This is a genomic window from Pseudomonas sp. Marseille-Q7302 (assembly GCF_965111925.1).
Genome location: NZ_CBCOPK010000001.1, coordinates 4,439,298 through 4,458,463 on the forward strand (window position 1 = coordinate 4,439,298; position 19,166 = coordinate 4,458,463).

22 protein-coding genes and 1 riboswitch are annotated in these 19,166 nt (G+C 67.2%); of the genes, 10 read left to right on the forward strand and 12 right to left on the reverse strand.

Annotated elements, in window-relative coordinates; translation table 11 throughout:
* Positions 1 to 47: 47 nt before the first annotated feature.
* Both ppa and ACWPW1_RS20665 read left to right on the forward strand, forming a co-directional pair.
* Entirely contained in the window at positions 48 to 575 is a 528-nt protein-coding gene (gene ppa / locus ACWPW1_RS20660; RefSeq protein ID WP_454253875.1) for an inorganic diphosphatase, read from the forward strand.
* 438 nt (positions 576 to 1,013) lie between these two features.
* Positions 1,014 to 2,075, forward strand: a complete 1,062-nt coding sequence (locus tag ACWPW1_RS20665) for an AsmA family protein (protein WP_271653241.1) — start codon at positions 1,014 to 1,016, stop codon at positions 2,073 to 2,075.
* A gap of 287 nt (positions 2,076 to 2,362) precedes the next feature.
* Here the strand turns inward: ACWPW1_RS20665 and ilvA are convergent, their stop codons facing one another.
* The gene (ilvA, locus tag ACWPW1_RS20670; RefSeq protein WP_454253876.1) at positions 2,363 to 3,904 is read right to left on the reverse strand and encodes a threonine ammonia-lyase, biosynthetic; all 1,542 of its coding nucleotides are present in this window, start codon (positions 3,902 to 3,904) and stop codon (positions 2,363 to 2,365) included.
* A gap of 272 nt (positions 3,905 to 4,176) precedes the next feature.
* On the opposite strand from ilvA, the gene ACWPW1_RS20675 reads away from it, so the two are divergent.
* The 3 genes from ACWPW1_RS20675 (at position 4,177) to dxs (ending at position 7,376) form a co-directional block, all read left to right on the forward strand.
* The gene (locus ACWPW1_RS20675; RefSeq protein WP_059316431.1) at positions 4,177 to 4,419 is read left to right on the forward strand and encodes an exodeoxyribonuclease VII small subunit; all 243 of its coding nucleotides are present in this window, start codon (positions 4,177 to 4,179) and stop codon (positions 4,417 to 4,419) included.
* Complete coding sequence (locus ACWPW1_RS20680) at positions 4,416 to 5,294, forward strand: farnesyl diphosphate synthase (RefSeq protein WP_313649801.1); 879 nt, start codon at positions 4,416 to 4,418, stop codon at positions 5,292 to 5,294. Before ACWPW1_RS20675 ends, ACWPW1_RS20680 begins: the two co-directional genes overlap by 4 nt.
* A gap of 150 nt (positions 5,295 to 5,444) precedes the next feature.
* Positions 5,445 to 7,376, forward strand: a complete 1,932-nt coding sequence (gene dxs / locus ACWPW1_RS20685) for a 1-deoxy-D-xylulose-5-phosphate synthase (protein WP_454253877.1) — start codon at positions 5,445 to 5,447, stop codon at positions 7,374 to 7,376.
* Positions 7,377 to 7,409: 33 nt separating this feature from the next.
* Here the strand turns inward: dxs and ribA are convergent, their stop codons facing one another.
* From ribA to nrdR, 10 genes are all read right to left on the reverse strand, one after another.
* Entirely contained in the window at positions 7,410 to 8,033 is a 624-nt protein-coding gene (ribA, locus tag ACWPW1_RS20690; RefSeq protein ID WP_454253878.1) for a GTP cyclohydrolase II, read from the reverse strand.
* 95 nt (positions 8,034 to 8,128) lie between these two features.
* Positions 8,129 to 8,761: a retropepsin-like aspartic protease family protein gene (locus ACWPW1_RS20695; protein ID WP_454253879.1), complete on the reverse strand. Its 633-nt coding sequence runs from the start codon at positions 8,759 to 8,761 to the stop codon at positions 8,129 to 8,131.
* Between the two features lie 27 nt (positions 8,762 to 8,788).
* On the reverse strand, positions 8,789 to 9,298 hold the full coding sequence (locus tag ACWPW1_RS20700; RefSeq protein ID WP_271653245.1) for a phosphatidylglycerophosphatase A family protein: 510 nt from the start codon (positions 9,296 to 9,298) through the stop codon (positions 8,789 to 8,791).
* A gap of 22 nt (positions 9,299 to 9,320) precedes the next feature.
* Entirely contained in the window at positions 9,321 to 10,277 is a 957-nt protein-coding gene (gene thiL / locus ACWPW1_RS20705; protein WP_454253880.1) for a thiamine-phosphate kinase, read from the reverse strand.
* A 14-nt stretch (positions 10,278 to 10,291) separates the two neighbouring features.
* Positions 10,292 to 10,783 carry a transcription antitermination factor NusB gene (gene nusB / locus ACWPW1_RS20710; protein WP_059316438.1) on the reverse strand — a complete coding sequence of 164 codons (492 nt, stop codon included), beginning with the start codon at positions 10,781 to 10,783 and terminating at the stop codon, positions 10,292 to 10,294.
* Complete coding sequence (gene ribH, locus ACWPW1_RS20715) at positions 10,780 to 11,256, reverse strand: 6,7-dimethyl-8-ribityllumazine synthase (RefSeq protein ID WP_007161209.1); 477 nt, start codon at positions 11,254 to 11,256, stop codon at positions 10,780 to 10,782. The genes nusB and ribH overlap by 4 nt, the downstream gene beginning before the upstream one ends.
* Before the next feature lie 109 nt (positions 11,257 to 11,365).
* On the reverse strand, positions 11,366 to 12,454 hold the full coding sequence (gene ribBA / locus ACWPW1_RS20720) for a bifunctional 3,4-dihydroxy-2-butanone-4-phosphate synthase/GTP cyclohydrolase II (protein WP_454253881.1): 1,089 nt from the start codon (positions 12,452 to 12,454) through the stop codon (positions 11,366 to 11,368).
* 10 nt (positions 12,455 to 12,464) lie between these two features.
* Entirely contained in the window at positions 12,465 to 13,127 is a 663-nt protein-coding gene (locus ACWPW1_RS20725) for a riboflavin synthase (RefSeq protein WP_059316440.1), read from the reverse strand.
* 142 nt (positions 13,128 to 13,269) lie between these two features.
* Positions 13,270 to 13,429, reverse strand: a riboswitch (FMN riboswitch).
* A gap of 56 nt (positions 13,430 to 13,485) precedes the next feature.
* On the reverse strand, positions 13,486 to 14,610 hold the full coding sequence (gene ribD, locus ACWPW1_RS20730; protein WP_454253882.1) for a bifunctional diaminohydroxyphosphoribosylaminopyrimidine deaminase/5-amino-6-(5-phosphoribosylamino)uracil reductase RibD: 1,125 nt from the start codon (positions 14,608 to 14,610) through the stop codon (positions 13,486 to 13,488).
* Complete coding sequence (nrdR, locus tag ACWPW1_RS20735; RefSeq protein WP_007161213.1) at positions 14,607 to 15,077, reverse strand: transcriptional regulator NrdR; 471 nt, start codon at positions 15,075 to 15,077, stop codon at positions 14,607 to 14,609. The genes ribD and nrdR overlap by 4 nt, the downstream gene beginning before the upstream one ends.
* A 181-nt stretch (positions 15,078 to 15,258) precedes the next feature.
* Between nrdR and ACWPW1_RS20740 the strand changes: the two genes are divergently transcribed.
* From ACWPW1_RS20740 to trxA, 3 genes are all read left to right on the forward strand, one after another.
* On the forward strand, positions 15,259 to 15,723 hold the full coding sequence (locus ACWPW1_RS20740; protein WP_059316442.1) for a YbaY family lipoprotein: 465 nt from the start codon (positions 15,259 to 15,261) through the stop codon (positions 15,721 to 15,723).
* Positions 15,720 to 16,367: a class I SAM-dependent methyltransferase gene (locus ACWPW1_RS20745; protein WP_454253883.1), complete on the forward strand. Its 648-nt coding sequence runs from the start codon at positions 15,720 to 15,722 to the stop codon at positions 16,365 to 16,367. Before ACWPW1_RS20740 ends, ACWPW1_RS20745 begins: the two co-directional genes overlap by 4 nt.
* Positions 16,368 to 16,434: 67 nt before the next feature.
* Entirely contained in the window at positions 16,435 to 17,304 is an 870-nt protein-coding gene (trxA, locus tag ACWPW1_RS20750; RefSeq protein WP_454253884.1) for a thioredoxin, read from the forward strand.
* Between the two features lie 125 nt (positions 17,305 to 17,429).
* Here trxA and ACWPW1_RS20755 read toward each other — a convergent pair whose 3' ends face one another.
* Complete coding sequence (locus ACWPW1_RS20755; RefSeq protein WP_454253885.1) at positions 17,430 to 17,786, reverse strand: hypothetical protein; 357 nt, start codon at positions 17,784 to 17,786, stop codon at positions 17,430 to 17,432.
* Between the two features lie 122 nt (positions 17,787 to 17,908).
* Here ACWPW1_RS20755 and ACWPW1_RS20760 point away from each other — a divergent pair, with 122 nt between their 5' ends.
* Both ACWPW1_RS20760 and ACWPW1_RS20765 read left to right on the forward strand, forming a co-directional pair.
* Positions 17,909 to 18,451 carry a ZrgA family zinc uptake protein gene (locus ACWPW1_RS20760; protein ID WP_454253886.1) on the forward strand — a complete coding sequence of 181 codons (543 nt, stop codon included), beginning with the start codon at positions 17,909 to 17,911 and terminating at the stop codon, positions 18,449 to 18,451.
* Between the two features lie 7 nt (positions 18,452 to 18,458).
* Entirely contained in the window at positions 18,459 to 19,166 is a 708-nt protein-coding gene (locus tag ACWPW1_RS20765) for an ABC transporter ATP-binding protein (protein WP_454253887.1), read from the forward strand.

Sequence of the window (19,166 nt, forward strand, 5' to 3'; positions counted from 1 at the left end):
GCCTATACTCCCGGCCACTTTTCCCAACCGACCAGAGGGACCCGTTCATGAGCTACAGCAAGATTCCCGCCGGCAAAGACCTGCCGAACGACATCTACGTCGCCATCGAGATTCCGGCCAACCACGCGCCGATCAAGTACGAGATCGACAAGGACAGCGACGCCCTCTTCGTCGACCGCTTCATGGCCACCCCCATGTTCTACCCGGCCAACTACGGCTACATCCCCAACACCCTGGCCGACGATGGCGATCCCCTGGACGTGCTGGTCGTGACCCCCTACCCGGTCGCGCCCGGCGCCGTGATCCGCGCCCGTCCGGTCGGCGTGCTGCACATGACCGACGAAGCCGGTGGTGATGCCAAGCTGATCGCCGTCCCCCACGACAAGCTGAGCGTCCTGTACAAGGACGTGAAGGAATACACCGACCTGCCGGCCCTGCTGCTGGAGCAGATCAAGCACTTCTTCGAGAACTACAAGGATCTGGAGAAGGGCAAGTGGGTCAAGGTCGAAGGCTGGGGCGACGCCGCCGCCGCCCGCGCCGAGATCACCAAGGCCGTGGCCGCCTACAAGGGCTGATCCGCGTTCCTCTCGAAAAGCCCGGCTCGCCGGGCTTTTCTGTTTCCGGACGTCACACCAGCCATTCCGGACTTCCTATCCGGCGGCAAAGCGACTACTCTGCACCCCTCGTCGCCATCCGCGACCCTGCGCCGATCCGCCATCTGCCGATCGCCGCTGGAGGCCCCAGGCCTCTTTCTCATCTGCCCGGCAAGGGCAACCCGGGCGGGCCGGGCTCACCAAAAATCAGCTCAACCCGCCCTCGAAAGCCGGCCACAAGCCGGCTTTTTTGCGCCTGTCGTTCAAGCACGGGCTGGGTAGTGCGGTGGGGCGCCGGCCGCCAAGCAGAGCCGCTCGCGACATTCAGGTCTGCCTGAGTCAACGAGCTGACGAAGCAGAAAGAAACTCAGACCCGCTCTGCAGGGTCGACCGGGAACGAGTCCGCCCTGAGCTGCCATCATGTCCCGTCGTCTGCGTTTGCCTCTTTTCATCCTTATCGGCCTGGTCGTCGTGCTGCTGTGCCTGCACCTGGCCGCCCCCCTGGTGATCCGCCACTACCTCAACGAGAAGCTGGCGGACATGGGCGACTATCGTGGCCAGATCGCCGACGTGGACCTGGCCTGGTGGCGCGGCGCCTATCGCATCGAAGGACTGGAGATCGTCAAGGTCAACGGCAAGGTGCCGGTGCCCTTTCTCAAGGCGCCCAGCATCGATATCGCGGTGAGCTGGCGTTCGCTGTGGCAGGACCATGCCATCGTCGGGCGCATCCTCTTCGATCACCCCGAACTCAATTTCGTCGACGGCGGTGCACGCAAGGAGCAGTCGCAGACCGGTGAAGGCACCGACTGGCAGGACCAGGTGGACAAGCTGATCTCCATCACCCTCGACGAGGTACGGGTGGTGAATGGGCGGGTGACCTTCCGCAACTTCAACTCCAAGCCCCAGGTGAACCTGGCGGCCACCGACGTCAACGCCAGCCTCTACAACCTGACCAACGCCGCCGACGCCCAGGGCGAGCGCATCGCCCACTTCGAAGGCAAGGCCGCCATCCTCGGCAGCGCCCCCCTGGAAGCCAGCGCCCGCTTCGATCCCTTCAAGGATTTCACCGACTTCGATTTCCGCCTGAGAGTCACCGACATCGACCTGCCCAAACTCAACGATTTCGCTCGCGCCTATGGCAAGTTCGATTTCCGTGCCGGTAGCGGCGACGTGGTGGTGGAGGCCAAGGCGGTGGACGGCCGGCTCAGTGGCTACGTCAAGCCGCTGATGAAGAACGTCGATATCTTCGACTGGCAGCAGGACGTCGAGAACCGCAACAAGAACGCCCTGGAAAGCGCCTGGGAAGCCGTGGTGGGCACCGCCCAGACCCTGCTCAAGAACCAGCCCCGCGACCAGTTCGCCACCCGGGTGGATCTCTCAGGCAGCGTGAAGAACCAGGACATCAGTCCGCTACAGGCTTTCTTCAATATCCTGCGCAACGCCTTCGTCCAGGCCTTCAGCGCGCGGTATGACGCGGATTGACGCTCTCGTAGGTTGGCGCTGAGCGTAGCGAAGCCCAACAGTTTAATTCTGGCGTCTGGTCGCCCTCACCCCAGCCCTCTCCCGGAGGGAGAGGGGGATGCCTAGGCTCCGTAGCGTGGAAAACCGCGCAGCGTTTTCCACGGACAGGCTCCAGTACCCGTTACAGACAATCGCGGCCATGGGCCGCTCCTACAGGCATGGATGAACCCGTAGGAGCGGCCCATGGCCGCGATCAATGCAGAGCGGCCGCATCGACGGACTGCCATGCTGCGGTCCTGAAAACCCAATCACCCGATAAACAACCGATACGCCGGATTCTCGGTCTCGTCCCAGTAGCGATAGCCGATGGCATCCAGGGTCGCCAGCAGCTCGCCCCGCTCGGCATCACTGGCTTCCAACGCGGCGAATACCCGCCCATCCGCCGCGCCGTGGTTGCGATAATGAAACATGCTGATGTTCCAGCGTCCGCCCAGGCGGTCGAGGAAGTCGAACAGCGCCCGGGGCCGCTCGGGGAATTCGAAGCGGAACACCTGCTCCTCACCGACCCGTGCCGCGTGGCCACCCACGGTGTGGCGGATATGCAACTTGGCCAGTTCGTTGTCGGTCAGGTCCAGCACCGGGAAGCCCTGGTCGCGCAGGCCCTGGATGAGGACGTCACGCGGATCGCGCTGCGGATGGGTCTGGACGCCAACGAAGATGTGGGCTTCCTGGCCGGTGTGGTACCGGTAGTTGAATTCGGTGATCTGCCGCCGGCCCAAGGCCTCGCAGAAGGCGCGAAAGCTGCCCGGCCGCTCGGGAATGGTCACGGCGATGATGGCTTCGCGTTGCTCGCCCAGCTCCGCGCGTTCGGCCACGTGCCTCAGACGGTCGAAGTTGATGTTGGCGCCGGAATCGATGGCCACCAGCACCTGGCCGCCACTGCCTGCGCGCTCGGCGTACTTCTTGATCCCGGCCACACCCAAGGCGCCGGAAGGCTCGGTGATGGAGCGGGTATCGTCGTAGATGTCCTTGATCGCCGCGCAGATCTCATCCGAGCTGACGGTGATGACCTCGTCCACATAGCGCCGGCAGATCTCGAAGGTATGGTGGCCGATCTGGGCCACGGCCACGCCATCGGCGAACAGCCCCACCCGCGGCAGGACCACCCGCTCGCCGGCGGCCATGGCCTGCTGCAGGCAGTTGGAGTCGTCCGGCTCGACGCCGATGACCTTGACCTCGGGACGCAGGTATTTCACATAGGCGGCGATGCCGGCGATCAGACCACCGCCGCCCACGGGGACGAAGATGGCGTCCAGCCGCCCGGGGTGCTGGCGCAGGATCTCCATGGCCACGGTGCCCTGGCCGGCGATGACGTCGGGGTCGTCATAGGGCGGCACGAAGGTGTAGCCCTGCTCCTCGACCAGGCGTAGCGCCTCGGCCAGGGCCTCGGGAAAGGCGTCGCCATGCAACACCACCTCGCCGCCGCGGGACTGCACGCCGATGACCTTGAGCTCGGGGGTGGTGCGCGGCATGACGATGATCGCCCGCACGCCCAGCTCACGTGCCGCCAGGGACAGGCCCTGGGCATGGTTGCCGGCGCTGGCGGTGATCACCCCGCGGGCCTTCTCGCTGGCCGAGAGGCTGGCCAGCTTGGTGTAGGCGCCACGGATCTTGAAGGAAAACACTGGCTGCAGGTCTTCGCGCTTGAGCAGCACCTGGCAGCCCAGCCGCTCGGACAGCGCCCGCGCCGGTTGCAGGGGCGTCTCGATGGCTACGTCGTAGACGGGGGCTTCGAGGATCTTGCGGGCATAGCGCTGCAAGAGAGCGGTGGCGGGTTCCTTGGCGGTCATGGTGGGCTCCTGGGGGGTTTCGTCGGGGCCCAGGAGTCAGAAAGTACAAACCCGCCTCTTGGGCGGGTCTGGTTGCGCAGCTAACGCTGTCCCGCCATCAGGTAATGGCGGTAATAATGCTGGGGCGTTGGGGGCTGCGCGTATTCATGACCGCTACCCTAGGGCGTCGACGAGCACCGCGTCAAGCAGCGCCGCCGAGTGTGGCAAAATTGCTACCCTGCTCCGCCCTTTGCTACCTTCCCGCGATCCGATCGCGTCTGCCGAGAATCCCGATGGCCCGCAAGAAAGCTCCCGACTTCGAACAATCCCTGGCCGAACTGCAGACCCTGGTGGAACGCCTGGAAAGCGGCGAGCTGTCCCTGGAGGACTCCCTCGGCGCCTTCGAACAAGGCATCCGCCTGACCCGCGAATGCCAGGGCGCCCTGGCGCAGGCCGAGCAGAAGGTGCAGATCCTGCTGGAAAAGGATGGCGAACTCACGGCCGCCCCCTTCGCTCCGGCCGGGGACGACGCATGATCGAGGCCTACCAGCAACGCTGCCAGACCCGCGTCGATACCGCCCTCGCTCCCCTCTTCAGCGCGCCCCGCGCCGAACTCGCCCGGCTCTATGCCGCCATGGCCTATAGCGTCATGGGTGGCGGCAAGCGAGTACGGCCACTGCTGGTCTACGCCGCCTGCGAAGCCCTGGGGGGCGATCCGGCGCGCGCCGACCAGGCGGCCTGCGCGGTGGAGCTGATCCACGCCTATTCCCTGGTCCACGACGACCTGCCGGCCATGGACGACGACGACCTGCGCCGCGGCCGACCCACTACCCACAAGGCCTATGACGAGGCCTGCGCCATCCTCGCGGGCGACGGCCTGCAGACCCTGGCCTTCGAGACGCTGCTGGCGGCGCCCCAGGCTGCCGCCGTGCGACTGGAGATGGTCGCCGTGCTGGCTCGCGCCAGTGGCCCGGCGGGCATGGTCGGTGGCCAGGCCATCGATCTGGAATCGGTCGGCCGGCGTATCGACCAGCCGGCGCTGGAAACCATGCACCTGCACAAGACCGGTGCCCTGATCGCCGCCAGCGTCCAGCTCGGCGCCCTGGCCAGCGAAGCCGCCGGCCCTACCGAGCGCGACGCCCTCGCCCGCTATGCCGAGGCCATCGGCCTGGCCTTTCAGGTGTGGGACGACGTGCTCGACATCGAGAGCGATACGGAAACCCTCGGCAAGCGCCAGGGCGCCGACCTCGCCCGCGACAAACCGACCTACCCGGCGCTGCTTGGCCTGGACGCCGCCAAGGCCTATGCCCTGGAGCTACGCGACACCGCCCTGGCCGCCATAGAGCCGCTGGGCGAGCCCGCCGAACCCCTGCGCGCCCTGGCCCGCTATATCGTGGAACGACGTAGCTAGACGCGCTCCAGCGGAAAAACTCGCGACCCGAGCCGCATTTGCCCCCGGGTCCGTTGTCACAGGGGCATAACAAGACGCCCTGCCCGCTGTTGGGATGCCACGCGGGCATCGGGTAAACTGCCTAATTCTCTGCGCAAAGTGATCAGCCAGATGCCCAAGACGTTTCACGAGATTCCCCGCCAGCGTCCCGCGACGCCCCTGCTCGACCGCATCGACTCGCCGGTGCAGCTGCGCCAGCTCGATGACGCCGAGCTGGAAGCCGTCGCCGACGAACTGCGCGCCTTTCTCCTGTGGACCGTGGGCCAGACCGGCGGTCACTTCGGCGCCGGCCTGGGCGTCATCGAACTGACCGTGGCCCTGCATTACGTCTTCAACACCCCGGAAGACCGGCTGGTGTGGGACGTGGGCCACCAGGCCTATCCGCACAAGATCCTCACCGGTCGTCGCGAAGGCATGGCCAGCCTGCGCCAGAAGGACGGCCTGGCCGCCTTCCCGCGCCGCAGCGAGAGCGAATACGACACCTTTGGCGTCGGTCACTCCAGCACCTCCATCGGCGCTGCCCTGGGCATGGCCATTGCCGCCCAGTTGCAGGGCATCGAGCGCAAGTCGGTCGCGGTGATCGGCGACGGCGCCCTGACCGCGGGCATGGCCTTCGAGGCACTCAACCATGCCTCGGACACCGGCGCCAACATGCTGGTGGTGCTCAACGACAACGACATGTCCATCTCGCGCAACGTTGGCGGCCTGTCCAATTACCTGGCGCGGCTGCTCTCCAGCCGTACCTACCAGCACCTGCGCGAGAACGGCAAGAAGGCCCTCTCCAAGCTGCCCGGTGCCTGGGAAATCGCCCGCCGCACCGAAGAAGCCGCCAAGGGCATGCTGGTACCCGGCACCCTGTTCGAGGAGCTGGGCTGGAACTACATCGGCCCCATCGACGGCCATGACCTGCCGACCCTGGTCACCACCCTGCGCAACCTGCGCGATGCCAAGGGTCCGCAGTTCCTCCATGTGATCACCCGCAAGGGCAAGGGCCTGTCCATCGCCGAGGCCGATCCCATCAGCTACCACGCCATCACCAAGCTGGAGCCGCTGGACGCCAAGCCCAAGCGCCCGGGTGCACCCAAGTACTCCAACATCTTTGGCGACTGGCTGTGCGACATGGCCGCCGCCGATTCCAAGCTGGTGGGCATCACCCCGGCGATGAAGGAAGGCTCCGACCTGATCCGCTTCGCCGAACGCTATCCCGAGCGCTATTTCGACGTAGCCATCGCCGAGCAGCATGCGGTAACCCTGGCCGCAGGCCTGGCCTGCGACGGCATGAAGCCGGTGGTCGCCATCTATTCCACCTTCCTGCAGCGCGGCTATGACCAGCTGATCCACGACGTGGCGGTGCAGAACCTGGACGTGCTCTTCGCCATCGACCGCGCCGGTCTGGTGGGCGAAGACGGCCCTACCCACGCCGGCAGTTTCGATCTGTCCTACCTGCGCTGCATCCCCGGCATGGTGATCATGGCGCCCAGCGACGAGAACGAGCTGCGCCGCCTGCTTACCACCGGCTATCGCCACCAGGGTCCGGCTGCGGTGCGTTATCCCCGTGGCAGCGGCCCCAACGCCGCCCTCGATCCGGGCCTGGAACCCCTGCCCATCGGTAAAGGCGTGGTGCGTCGCCAAACCAGCCTGAAGAGCGGCTCCAAGGTCGGCTTCCTGGTCTTTGGCGTGCAACTGGCCGAAGCCCTGCAGGTCGCCGAGCGTCTGGACGCCAGCGTGGCCGACATGAGATTCGTCAAGCCGCTGGACGAGGCGCTGATCCGCCAGTTCGCCGCCGACCACGACCTGTTGGTCACCGTCGAGGAAAACAGCGTCATGGGTGGCGCCGGCAGTGCGGTCAACGAGTTCCTGCAGGCCAACGCCCTGCTCCGGCCGGTACTCAACCTGGGCCTGCCGGATAGCTACATCGAACACGCCAAGCCGGCTGACATGCTGGCCGAATGCGGCCTCGATGAGGCGGGCATCGAACGCTCAGTACGCGAGCGTCTGGCCCTGGCGGACCTGGCACCGACCGGTCTGCGCAAGGAAGCCTGAGCGCAGCCTGCCGCTGGCCAGTAAAAAGGCGCCCTAGGGCGCCTTTTCCATGTCTTCGTTCTGGTGCAGATTACCGAGCATGTGACCCAGCTTGCCGGCCTTGGTCAGCAGATAGCGGCGGTTGTGCGGATTGAGCCCCTCTTGCAGAGGCACCCGCTCGGCTACGGGAATCCCCAAGGCTTCCAACGCCTTCACCTTGCGCGGATTGTTGGTCATCAACCGCAGCGAGGTGATGCCCAGGTGATCGAGCATCGGCTTGCACAGGGCATAGGTGCGCTGGTCGGCGCCAAAGCCCAGACGTTCGTTGGCTTCCACCGTATCGGCCCCGGCATCCTGCAGCTCATAGGCGCGGATCTTGTTGAGCAGGCCGATACCACGCCCTTCCTGGCGCAGATAGAGCAGCACGCCACGGCCCGCCTCGGCGATGGCACGCAACGCCGCTTCCAGCTGGAAACCACAGTCACATCTCAGGCTGAACAGCGCATCGCCGGTCAGGCATTCGGAATGCAGCCGTCCCAGCACCGGCTCGCCGTCGGCCACGTCGCCGAAGGTCAGGGCGACATGCTCCTTGCCATCGGTCTCATCGAGAAAACCGTGCATGGTGAACAGGCCGAAGGGGGTGGGCAGTTGGGAGGCGGCGACAAAGACGACGGACACCTGCAGGCTCCTGACGGGGAAAGACGTACATTGTAACCTTTTCCCCGGGTCCGGCGTCATCGCCAGGGGTTATGACGTCGATACCCAATGATCTATCAGCGCGCCTGGACGTAGAAGATGCCCTGAGCCTCGCGCCAGCCGACCCGGTTGAGGAAACTCATGCCCAGCAGACCCTGGCTGGGGTAGTTGCCCTCCAGCACCATGGCCTCCACCCCGACGACCTCCACATCCCCCAGGCGCACCTGCGTGAGCGTGGTACGCCAGGCGCGGGCATGGCCACTGGCGGTCTCCACCCAGCCCTGAGTGCCGTCCCGGTAGCGGATCCCCAGCTGGTCGGCCTGGGCGCCGCTCAGGGCCACGCTGGTGGCGCCGGTATCCACCAGCAGGGATACCGGCCGGCCGTTGACGTTGGCGGTGACCTGATAGTGACCGTTGTTGCTGCGTGGCACGCTGAATTCGCGGCGCTGCGGCGCGCTGTAGCCATCGCTGTATTCGCGATCGAGACCAAAGGCCTGGGTCCGGCCCTCGATGCGCAGCACCGCCTGCTGGGAATCCGCGCTGACCACCTCGACCTCGTCCAGCCGCTGCCCGACCTTGAGCAGCTTGCGCTGGCCATTGACGTTGATCACCGCCGCGCCGTTGAACAACCCCACGACCCTGACCTGGGGCTGCGCCCAGGCGAGCGTACCGACGGCCCAGATGAGGCCGCACGCGCCCAGTCTTTTCACTGCCCTGCTCCTTGGGCCTGCGTCTCGTCAGCCGACGAGATGACCCCAACCGATATGTAGTCCCTGAACCACCAGCCAGGCGAGGACGCCGGCCAGTACATCGTCGACCATGATGCCGACGCCGCCGCGGACATTGACATCCAGCCAGCGGATTGGCCAGGGCTTGCAGATGTCTAGCACGCGGAAGGCGACGAAACCCACCACTAGCCAGATCAACCCCGGGGGCGCCAGCCAGAAGGTGATCCAGATGCCGACCATCTCGTCCCAGACGATGCCCTCGTGGTCGTGCACGCCCAGCTCCCGGGCAACCTTGCCGCACAACCAGCAACCGAACAGGGTGAGGACCACCAACAACAACGGATAGCTCCAGCCAGTGAGCAGCTGCCACAGCGGCACGAAGGGCAAGGCGATCAGCGATCCCCAGGTACCGGGTGCCTTGGGCAGGGTGCCGGAACCCAGGCCAAAGGCCAGGAAGTGCCAGGGATCACGCCAGACCGACAGGGGGACCGGCTGGGCGGGGGCTTGGTGTTCGCTCAAGGAAGGACTCCGCTCGAAGGCGCTAGAAGTGTTGGAAACCGGTCTGCGCCAGCGTCATGGGCTGACCGTCGGCGGCGAGGACAGCAACGCCGCTGCCCGCCTCGACCCGACCGATCACCTGCGCCTGGGGCCAGGCGACGGCCAGGGCCGGGGCCTGCTCGGGCGGCAGGGTGAAGACCAGCAGATAGTCATCGCCCGCGCCCAGCGCCAGGCGCAGCACCTCGTTGGCAGGAAACAGCTCGGCCAGCGCCGGGCTCACCGGCAGCCGCGCGGCCTCCACCACCAGTCGCACGCCAGAGGCCGCGGCGATATGCCCGCAATCTGCCACCAGGCCGTCGGAGACATCCTGGGCCGCCGTCGCCCTGCCCCGCAGCCAGAGGCCGAGTTCGAATTGCGGTTGGGGCGCCCAGTAGCGCGCCAGCAGGTGCCGACTGGCGGCGCCCTCTGGAGCACGCTGGCCGAGAACGAAGGGCAAGGCGCCGCCAGCCTCGCCGGGCGCGCCGCCCAGGCACAGCAGATCGCCCGGCCGGGCGCCGCTGCGCAGCAGCGCCTGACCAGCCGGAACCCGACCGAAGACCGTGAGGGTGAGGGACAGTGGACCGCGGGTGGTATCACCCCCGACCAGGCGCAGGTCGCACCGCTCGGCCATCTGGGCGAGTCCTGCGGCGAGGCCTTCCAGCCAGCTCGGCTCGACCGCCGGCAGGGTCAGCGCCAGGGTGAAGCCCAAAGGCGCCGCACCCATGGCGGCCAGGTCGCTGGCGCTCACCGCCAGGGCGCGCTGCCCGAGGCCGAAGGCGTCCGGGCAGGGATCGGGGAAGTGCACCCCGGCGGTCAGGGTGTCGGTGGATACCGCCAGCTGCTCACCCGGAGCGGGTGCCAGCAGCGCGCAGTCATCACCGATCCCCAGGGCCACGCCCGGACCGCCGCGCGCGCAGGGCGCCGCGGCGAAATAGCGACGGATGAGTTCGAATTCACCCATGCCGACGTGGGCGATCAGCGCTTGCCGCGCAACTCGGCGCTGCGCAGCTTGGGCGCCAGCTTGTCCAGCACGCCGTTGACGAACTTGTGGCCGTCGGTGGCGCCGAAGATCTTGGCCATCTCGATGCCCTCGTTGATCACCACGCGATAGGGCACGTCGATGCGCTTGAGCAGTTCGTAGCAGGACAGCCGCAGCACGGCGAGTTCGACCGGGTCCACCTCGTCCATGGCACGGTCCAGGCAGGGCAGGATCAGGCCATCGATCTCGCTCTTGTTGGCCGGGACGCCATGGAGGACTTCATGGAAGTAGGCGCCGTCGACCTTGGCGAAGTCGTTGTCGACGCGAAACTGCGCCTCGATCTCGTTGATCGCCTGGCCCGCCATGTGCCACTGGTACAGGGCCTGGACCGACAGGCTGCGCGCTTCGCGGCGAGCAGCCAGTTTGCCGGTGGGGGCCTTCTTGCCCGCGGGCTTGCCGGCCGCGGGCGGAGTCAGATCGCCGCTCACTTGGCCTCCAGCTGCGCCAGCAGGCTGACCATTTCCAGAGCGGACAGGGCCGCTTCGGCGCCCTTGTTGCCGGCCTTGGTGCCGGAGCGCTCGATGGCCTGCTCGATGGAGTCGACGGTCAGGACGCCAAAGGACACCGGGACGCCGAATTCCATGGAGACCTGGGCCAGACCCTTGGTGCATTCGCCGGCCACGTATTCGAAGTGGGGCGTGCCGCCACGGATGACCGCGCCGAGGGCGATGATGGCGTCGAATTCGTCGCGCTGGGCGATCTTCTGCACGGCCAGCGGGATCTCGAAGGCGCCGGGGACGCGGATGATGGTCAGGTCGTCCGGCTTGATGCCGTGGCGCACCAGGGCGTCGATGGCGCCCTGCAGCAGGCTCTCGACGACGAAGCTGTTGAAGCGGCCGACCACCAGGGCGAAACGGCCCTGGGGAGCGATGAAGGTGCCTTCAAAGGTCTTGATGTTCATGTGCGGGTCCAGTTGTCAAAGAGCCGGACGGCCGGCAACTGCCAGGCCGTCCGTGGAAATCCAGGTGAAGCGCGCCGCACCACCCGGGCGGGCGCGCCAGGCGGAAGGGTCATTCTTCAGGAGGCAGATAGTCTACTACTTCCAGGTCGAAGCCGGATATGGCGTTGAACTTCATCGGTGAGCTGAGCAGCCGCATCTGACGAATGCCCAGGTCGCGCAGGATCTGCGAACCGGCACCGACGGTGCTGTAGGTGGACAGCGCCTTGGGCGCCGGGCGCGGCTCGCGCAGATGCGCCAGCAGGTCGTCGCCTTCCAGCGAGTGCCCCAGCAGCAGCACCACGCCAGCGCCTTCGCGAGCGACCCGCTCCATGGCGCTGCGCAGGCTCCAGCGACCCGGCTGGTGGACCTGCAGCAGGTCGCGCAGCGGGTCCATGTTGTGCACCCGCACCAGTGGCAGCTCCTGGCTGGCCAGGTCACCGCGGATCAGCGCCAGATGGACGTCGCCCTCCACCTCGTCGCGGTAGGTCACCAGCTTAAAGGGGCCGACTTCGGTATCGAGCTGCTGCTCGTCGATGCGCTTGACGGTGTGCTCATGAAGCAGGCGGTAGTGGATCAGATCGGCGATGGTGCCGACCTTGAGGCCGTGCTGCTCGGCGAAGGTTTCGAGTTCGTCGCGACGGGCCATGGTGCCGTCGTCGTTCATCACTTCGCAGATCACCCCGCTCTCGGCGAAGCCGGCCATGCGCGCCAGGTCGCAGGCGGCCTCGGTGTGGCCGGCGCGGGCCAGCACGCCACCGGGCTGGGCCATCAGTGGGAACATGTGGCCAGGGCTGACCACGTCGCCGGCCTTGGCGTCCTTGGCGATGGCGGCCTGCACCGTGCGCGCCCTGTCAGCGGCGGAGATGCCGGTGCTGATGCCCTCGGCGGCCTCGATGGAGACGGTGAACTTGGTGCCGAAGCCGGAGGCGTTGCGGCTGGCCATCATCGGCAGGCTGAGGCGTTCGCAGAGGCCCTTGCTCATGGGCATGCAGATCAGGCCGCGCGCATGGCGGGCCATGAAGTTGATGTGTTCGGCGGTGACGCATTCGGAGGCGATGATGATGTCGCCTTCGTTCTCGCGGTCCTCGTCGTCCATGAGGATGACCATCTTGCCCGCGCGGATGTCCTGGATGATGTCTTCGATGCTGGAAAGTGCCACGGTGTCGTCCTTAGCGCTGCAGATAGCCGTGTTCGGCAAGAAAGTTTTCGGTGACGCCGCCCTTGCTGGACTCGGCGGCCTTGTCGCCCAGCAGCAGGCGTTCCAGGTAGCGGGCCAGGAGGTCCACCTCCAGGTTCACCCGCCGACCGGCGCGGTAGTCGGCCATGATGGTCTCGCCAAGGGTGTGGGGCACGATGGTCAGCTCGAACTCGGCGCCGTCCACCGCGTTCACCGTGAGGCTGACGCCGTCCACGGTGATGGATCCCTTTAGGGCGATGTAACGGGCCAGCTCGGCCGGGGCGCGCAGACGGAATTGCACGGCACGGGCGTTATCGGCGCGGGAAACCACTTCGCCGAGGCCGTCCACGTGGCCGCTGACCAGGTGGCCGCCGAGACGGCTGGTGGGCATCAGCGCCTTTTCCAGGTTGACCCGGCTGCCAGGCTTGAGCCCACCCAGGCTGGTAAGGCTCAGGGTCTCGCGACTGACGTCGGCCCAGAAGCCGTCACCAGGCAATTCCACGGCGGTGAGGCAGACCCCGTTGACGGCGATGCTGTCGCCGAGCTTGACGTCGGCAAGGTCGAGCTTGCCGGTGGCGACATAGAGGCGCACGTCTCCGCCCTTGGGCGTGAGGGCGCGGATCTCGCCGAGGGCTTCGATGATTCCGGTAAACATCAGCTCAGGCCTCCAAGAGGCGGAGCCGAAACGGCGGTGCAGCTAGACATCGACGAACTCCTGTTTCGGTGAAAAAACAGGGCGTACGGACAGAAGGGAAATCAGACGGACGAGGGGCTCGCACCCCTGCCAGGCGAGGCTATCCCGTTCTCTCTCATCCGGACTATGACCGTCGGCCCCGGAATCCAACCGGGTCTGCTGACCTCCCCCGCCGCAGAGGGCAAGGGAGCGCTCGCGGGCTCGTCCCGAGTCGATCGGGCATTACCGCCGGTGGGGAATTGCACCCCGCCCTGAGAACTCGCTACCCGCAGGCAGCGCAGGTTTTGTAACACAGTTCGCCGCCAGGGGGCCAGGGGCGTCAGGTGTCGCGCCGGGGCCGGGCGATCAGGTGCAGGTCCGCGCCCACCGGCGTGGCACTGAGGATTTCCAGCTGCGGTGCCTCGGCCAGGTGCTCCAGCGGCCAGTCCAGCAGCGGCCGGGCACTGGAGCCGAGGAACTTGGGCGCCAGGAACAGATGGTATTCATCGACCAGCCCGGCCTGGGCGAAGGCACCGGCAAGGCGCGGTCCGGCTTCCACCAGGACGTCGTTGACCTGCTCGCTGCCCAGTCGGGTCAGCAGGGCGGCCAGATCGACCTGGCCCTGGGCGCCAGGCAACGCCAGGTAGTCGTGACCAGCAGCGGCATAGGCAGGCGCCTCGGCGGCCATACCGGCCACTCGCGCCGCGCCGGCCTGGAAGAACGGGGCCGTGAGCGGCACCCGGCCGCGACCGTCCACCAGCAGCCGCTGCGGCGTGCGCAGGGTGGCCAGCTCCAGTTCGTCACCGCTCAGGCCCAGCTCGGCCTGGCGCACGGTCAGGCGGGCGCCGTCGGCCAGCACGGTATCGGCGCCGGTGATCACCACGCCCGCTTCGGCCCGTAGCCGCTGGACACTCTGGCGCGCCAGCGGCCCGGTGATCCACTGGCTCTCGCCATTGGCCATGGCGGTGCGACCGTCCAGACTCAGTGCCAGCTTGACCCGCACGAAGGGCCGCCCGGTCAGCATGCGCTGGATGAAGCCGGCATTGAGCGCCCGGGCTTCGGCTTCCAGCACCCCGGCGCGGGTGGCGATGCCAGCGGCGGCGAGACGGGCGAGGCCACGGCCGGCCACCAGCGGATTGGGATCGGTCATGGCTGCCACCACCTCGGCCACGCCAGCCGCGACCAGGGCGTCGGCGCAGGGCGGTGTGCGGCCATGGTGGCTGCAGGGTTCCAGGGTCACATAGGCGGTGGCGCCGCGCGCGGCTTCCCCCGCCTGGCGCAGGGCATGCACCTCGGCATGGGGACCGCCGGCCTGGCGGTGCCAGCCCTCGCCCACTATCCGACCGTCCCGGACGATGACGCAGCCCACCCGGGGATTGGGCGCGGTGCTGTAGCGGCCGAGCGCCGCCAGCGCCAGGGCGCGGGCCATCCAGAATTCGTCATTCATCTCGTTGGCAGCGCTCATACCGGCTGCTTGCCCGGATCCTGGGCCAGGCGCTCGATCTCGTCGCGAAACTCGGCCAGGTCCTGGAATTGCCGATAGACCGAGGCGAAGCGGATATAGGCCACCTGGTCCAACTTGCGCAACTCGTCCATCACCAGTTCGCCCACCACCCGCGAACGGATCTCCCGCTCGCCGGTGGCGCGCAGCCGGTGCTTGATCAGGGCGATGGCCTCTTCCAGGCGCTCGACGCTGACCGGGCGCTTTTCCAGGGCGCGCTGCATGCCGGCGCGCAACTTGTCTTCGTCGAAGGGCTGGCGGGTCCCGTCCTGCTTGATCAGTCGCGGCAGGACCAGCTCGGCGGTTTCGAAAGTGGTGAAGCGTTCCTGGCAGGCCAGACATTCACGCCGCCTGCGCACCTGCTCGCCGGCCGCAACCAGCCGGGAATCCGTGACCTTGGTGTCGTGGGCGCCGCAGAAGGGACAATGCATGGGAGAGTCGACCGCCGGAAGGGAAAGCCCTCATGGTACCCGATCACCCCTCGTCGGGAACCTCCGGGTACCGGACGAATCGACAGCCAGAGGCCGCCAGGCTATAAGAGCGCACTCTACTCGACGGCCACTCCTCAACCTCCCGTGCAGCCCTCGCGGGCCGCGACCTACGGATCCTGCCATGACCCCACGCGTCCTACTGCCCCTGCTGCTCACCGGTCTGCTCGTGGCGTGCTCCAGCCCACCCGAAACCACGCCGCCGCAGCCCACCACCCCGGCCGACGAGCCGGTTCCGGTGGCGGGTGCTCCTACCCCGGCCAATTTGCGCGAGATCTCCGGCGTCTTGCGCAATGCCCAGGGCCTGGTCCCGGCCGGTGCCCAGGTCGAGATCGCCCTGCTGGCGGTCAACGCCAAGGGCCTGCCCCAGCGCCTGCTGGCCAGCGAGACGGTGACCGGCAAGGGCGCGCCCCTGGCCTTCCGCCTGCCCTTCAACCCGGACATCTTCCCCACCCGTCCGGACCTCAAGGTGGAATTCCACGCCCGTCTGATCCAGGCCGGTCAACTGGCCAGCTACCTGCCACCGGTCGGTGTGGGCGGGCCGACCACGCAGAACCTCGGCGAACTGGTGCTGAACCAGACTCCGTGACCCCGCCCTCCGACCTTGCCGACGCCCTGGTGGCGCTGCTTGGCGACGCCCGCCTCCGCCTGCAGGCCTTGCCCGGCAGTACGCTATCCTTGTGGCTGGTCGATCCCGCCAACATGACGCGGGCCTTTTCCCCGGCGGAAACCCAGCGCCTGCTGGAGGCGCCGCCCTACTGGGCCTTCTGCTGGGCCAGTGGTCTGGCCCTGGCGCAGTGGATAGTCGCGAACCCCGCGGTAGTCGCTGGGCGCCAGGTACTGGATTTCGGCAGCGGTTCGGGCATCGCCGGTCTCGCCGCCGCCCAGGCCGGCGCGGCGCGGGTGGTCTGTTGCGACCTCGATCCATTGGCACTGGCCGCCTGTCGTGCCAATGCCCAGGCCAACGGCCTGCAGATCCAGACGCTGGCCGATTTCCAGGCCAGCACCGAGCGCTTCGAGCTGATCCTGGCCGCCGACGTGCTCTACGACCGCGCCAACCTGTCCCTGCTAGGATCGCTGCAGAGCCGTGCCGACAGCCTATTGCTGGCCGACTCGCGCGTACGCGACCTGGTCCACCCCGGTTTCAGCCGCCTCGCCGAACTCCAGGCCTGCACCCTGCCGGATCTGGCGGAGCCGGAAGAATTCCGCCGCGTGACGCTCTATCAGGGCTGAGCCACCTGCCTTGTTTCCAAGGGCGGCGCCCCCACCTATAGTGCATCTTTCGTCTGCCGAGTCCGCCATGAGCCAGGTCCCTTACATTTTCGACGCCACCCTCGACACCTTCCAGCAACAGGTCATCGACGCCTCCTTCAGCACTCCGGTGCTGGTGGACTTCTGGGCCGAGTGGTGCGCGCCCTGCAAGGTGCTGATGCCGCTGCTGGCCAAGATCACCGAGTCCTATGGCGGCGCCCTGCACCTGGCCAAGGTCAACTGCGACATCGAGCAGGAACTGGTGATGAGATTCGGCATCCGCAGCCTGCCGACGGTGGTGCTGTTCAAGGACGGCCAGCCGGTGGACGGCTTCGCTGGCGCCCAGCCGGAGTCGGCCATCCGTGCCCTGCTCGAACCCCATGTCCAGGCCTTGCCACCGGCCGCGGAAGATCCGCTGGAAGCCGCCCAGGCGCTGTTCGCCGAAAGCCGTTTCGCCGAGGCCGAGGCGCTGCTCAAGGCGCTACTGGAAGAGGACAACAGCAACGCCCTGGCGCTGATCCTCTATGCCCGCTGCCTGGCCGAGCGCAATGAACTGGACGATGCCCAGGCGGTACTGGATGCGGTCAAGGGCGATGAACACAAGCAGGCCCTGGCCGGCGCACGTGCCCAGCTGACCTTTCTCCGCCAGGCCGCCAGTCTGCCCGAGGTCGCCGAGCTCAAGAGCCGCCTAGCTCGCGATGCCGGTGATGACGAAGCCGCCTACCAGCTGGCCGTGCAGCAACTTGCCCGCCAGCAGTACGAACCGGCGCTGGATGGCCTGCTCGACCTGTTCCGCCGCAATCGTGGCTATGGCGACGACCTGCCGCGCAAGACCCTGGTGCAGGTCTTCGATCTGCTCGGCAACGACCACCCGCTGGTCGCCACCTATCGCCGCCGCCTGTACCAGGCGCTGTACTAAGCGCCTATCGATAACGGCTGCGTCGCCCTGGGCGCAGCCTTATCCACAGCCAGCGCCCGCCTGGCGTTGTGGACCTTTCGTAGCGTGGAAAACCGCCCAGCGTTTTCCACCACCTGTGCCCAGCTTCACCCCTGCCAGATATAGAACTGCGCCTCCCCGACCCGCTCCATGCGCACCTGGGGACTGTGCCTCAGCCGGACCAGCAGCTGCTTGGCCACGCCCAGATTGCCGGTCAGCTTTTCCAGCGCCACGAGGATGTCCGGTCCGCTGAGCCGGCCAGCGGAGCTGAGCAGCTTGACCACCTGATCCCAGAGCATGTCGCCTCCCGACTTGGGCCCGCTGGGTGCGGCGGCCACCGCCGCAGCAGGCAGGGGCGCCTCCGTCGGCCGCAGGGCCGCGGCCAGGCGCTGCCAGTCGGCCTCATCCAGTTCCACCGTGAGATCCACGGGCTGGCTGCCGATGGTTCCGCGAATGCGTACCATGGTGTTCTCCTCGTCGTGCAGAGGCCCATGCTCCCACAGCCACCGGCCGACGCCAAACCAAGGTTGCAGCGCGGAAAAGCAACAACATAACATAGCGCCTTTCCGTTCACTGGAAGCCCACCATGCGCCTGCCCCTGCTGACCTTCTGCCTTGCCGCCGCACTCGTCCAACCGGCCCTTGCCCATGACGACCATGACGAACACGAACACGGCGCCCTGGGTGCCCATGTGCACGGCGAATCCCACCTCGATCTGGCGCACACCGATACGGGCCTGGAGTTGCAGTGGCGCAGTCCGGCGGCCGATCTGCTGGGTTTCGAACATGCACCGCGCAACCAGAAGGAGCAGGACGCCGTCGCCGCGCTCCGGCAGAGCCTGGAGAATCCTCAGGCACTGGTGAAGCTGCCCGCAGCAGCCAATTGCCAATTGGCCGAAGCCAGTGCCATCAGTCCGCTGTTCGCCAAGGACGCCAGCGCCAGCGGTCATCTGGATGTGGAAGCCACCATGAGCTTCACCTGCAGCAAGCCGACCGCCCTCGACGGTCTGGACCTCTCCGGCTGGTTCGCCCGCTTTCCCAACAGTCACAGTGTCGAAGTGCAGGCCATCGTCGCCAGTGGCCAGCAGGGCGCCGAGCTGACGGCTCAGCAACCGCGACTGAAGTGGTAGGACGGCCATGAGCACCGCGCCCCTGGTCGAGATCCGGGACCTTGGCTTCGCCTGGCCTGGCCAGGCGGAATGCCTGGATATCCAACACTTCCAGCTGGCGCGCGGTGAGGCGCTGTTTCTCGAAGGCCCCTCGGGTAGCGGCAAGACCACCCTGCTCGGCCTGCTCGGCGGCGTGCAGCGCCCCAGCCGCGGCCAGGTCCGGCTGCTCGGTCAGGATCTGGGGCAACTCGCCACTGCCCGGCGCGATCGTTTTCGCGTCGACCACACCGGCTTTCTCTTCCAGCAGTTCAACCTGCTGCCCTTTCTCTCGGTGCTGGACAATGTCCTGCTGCCCTGTCAGTTCTCCAGACTGCGCCACGAGCGTGCCCGCGCGCGCCATGGCGATCCACAGGACGCTGCCCTGACCCTGCTGCGCGCCCTGGGCCTGAGCGATCCCGACCTGCCCCGACGCCCGGCCCGCGAATTGTCCATCGGCCAGCAGCAGCGGGTCGCCGCCGCTCGCGCCCTGATCGGCCAGCCGGAACTGGTGATCGCCGACGAACCCACCTCGGCGCTGGATATCGATCACCGCGACGCCTTCCTGCAGCTGCTGTTCGCCGAATGCGCCGCAGCCGGCGCCGGCCTGCTGTTCGTCAGCCACGATCGCGGCCTGGCAGGTCATTTCGACCGCCACCTCACCCTGGCCCAGCTCAACGCTGCCCGCGCGGAGACCTAG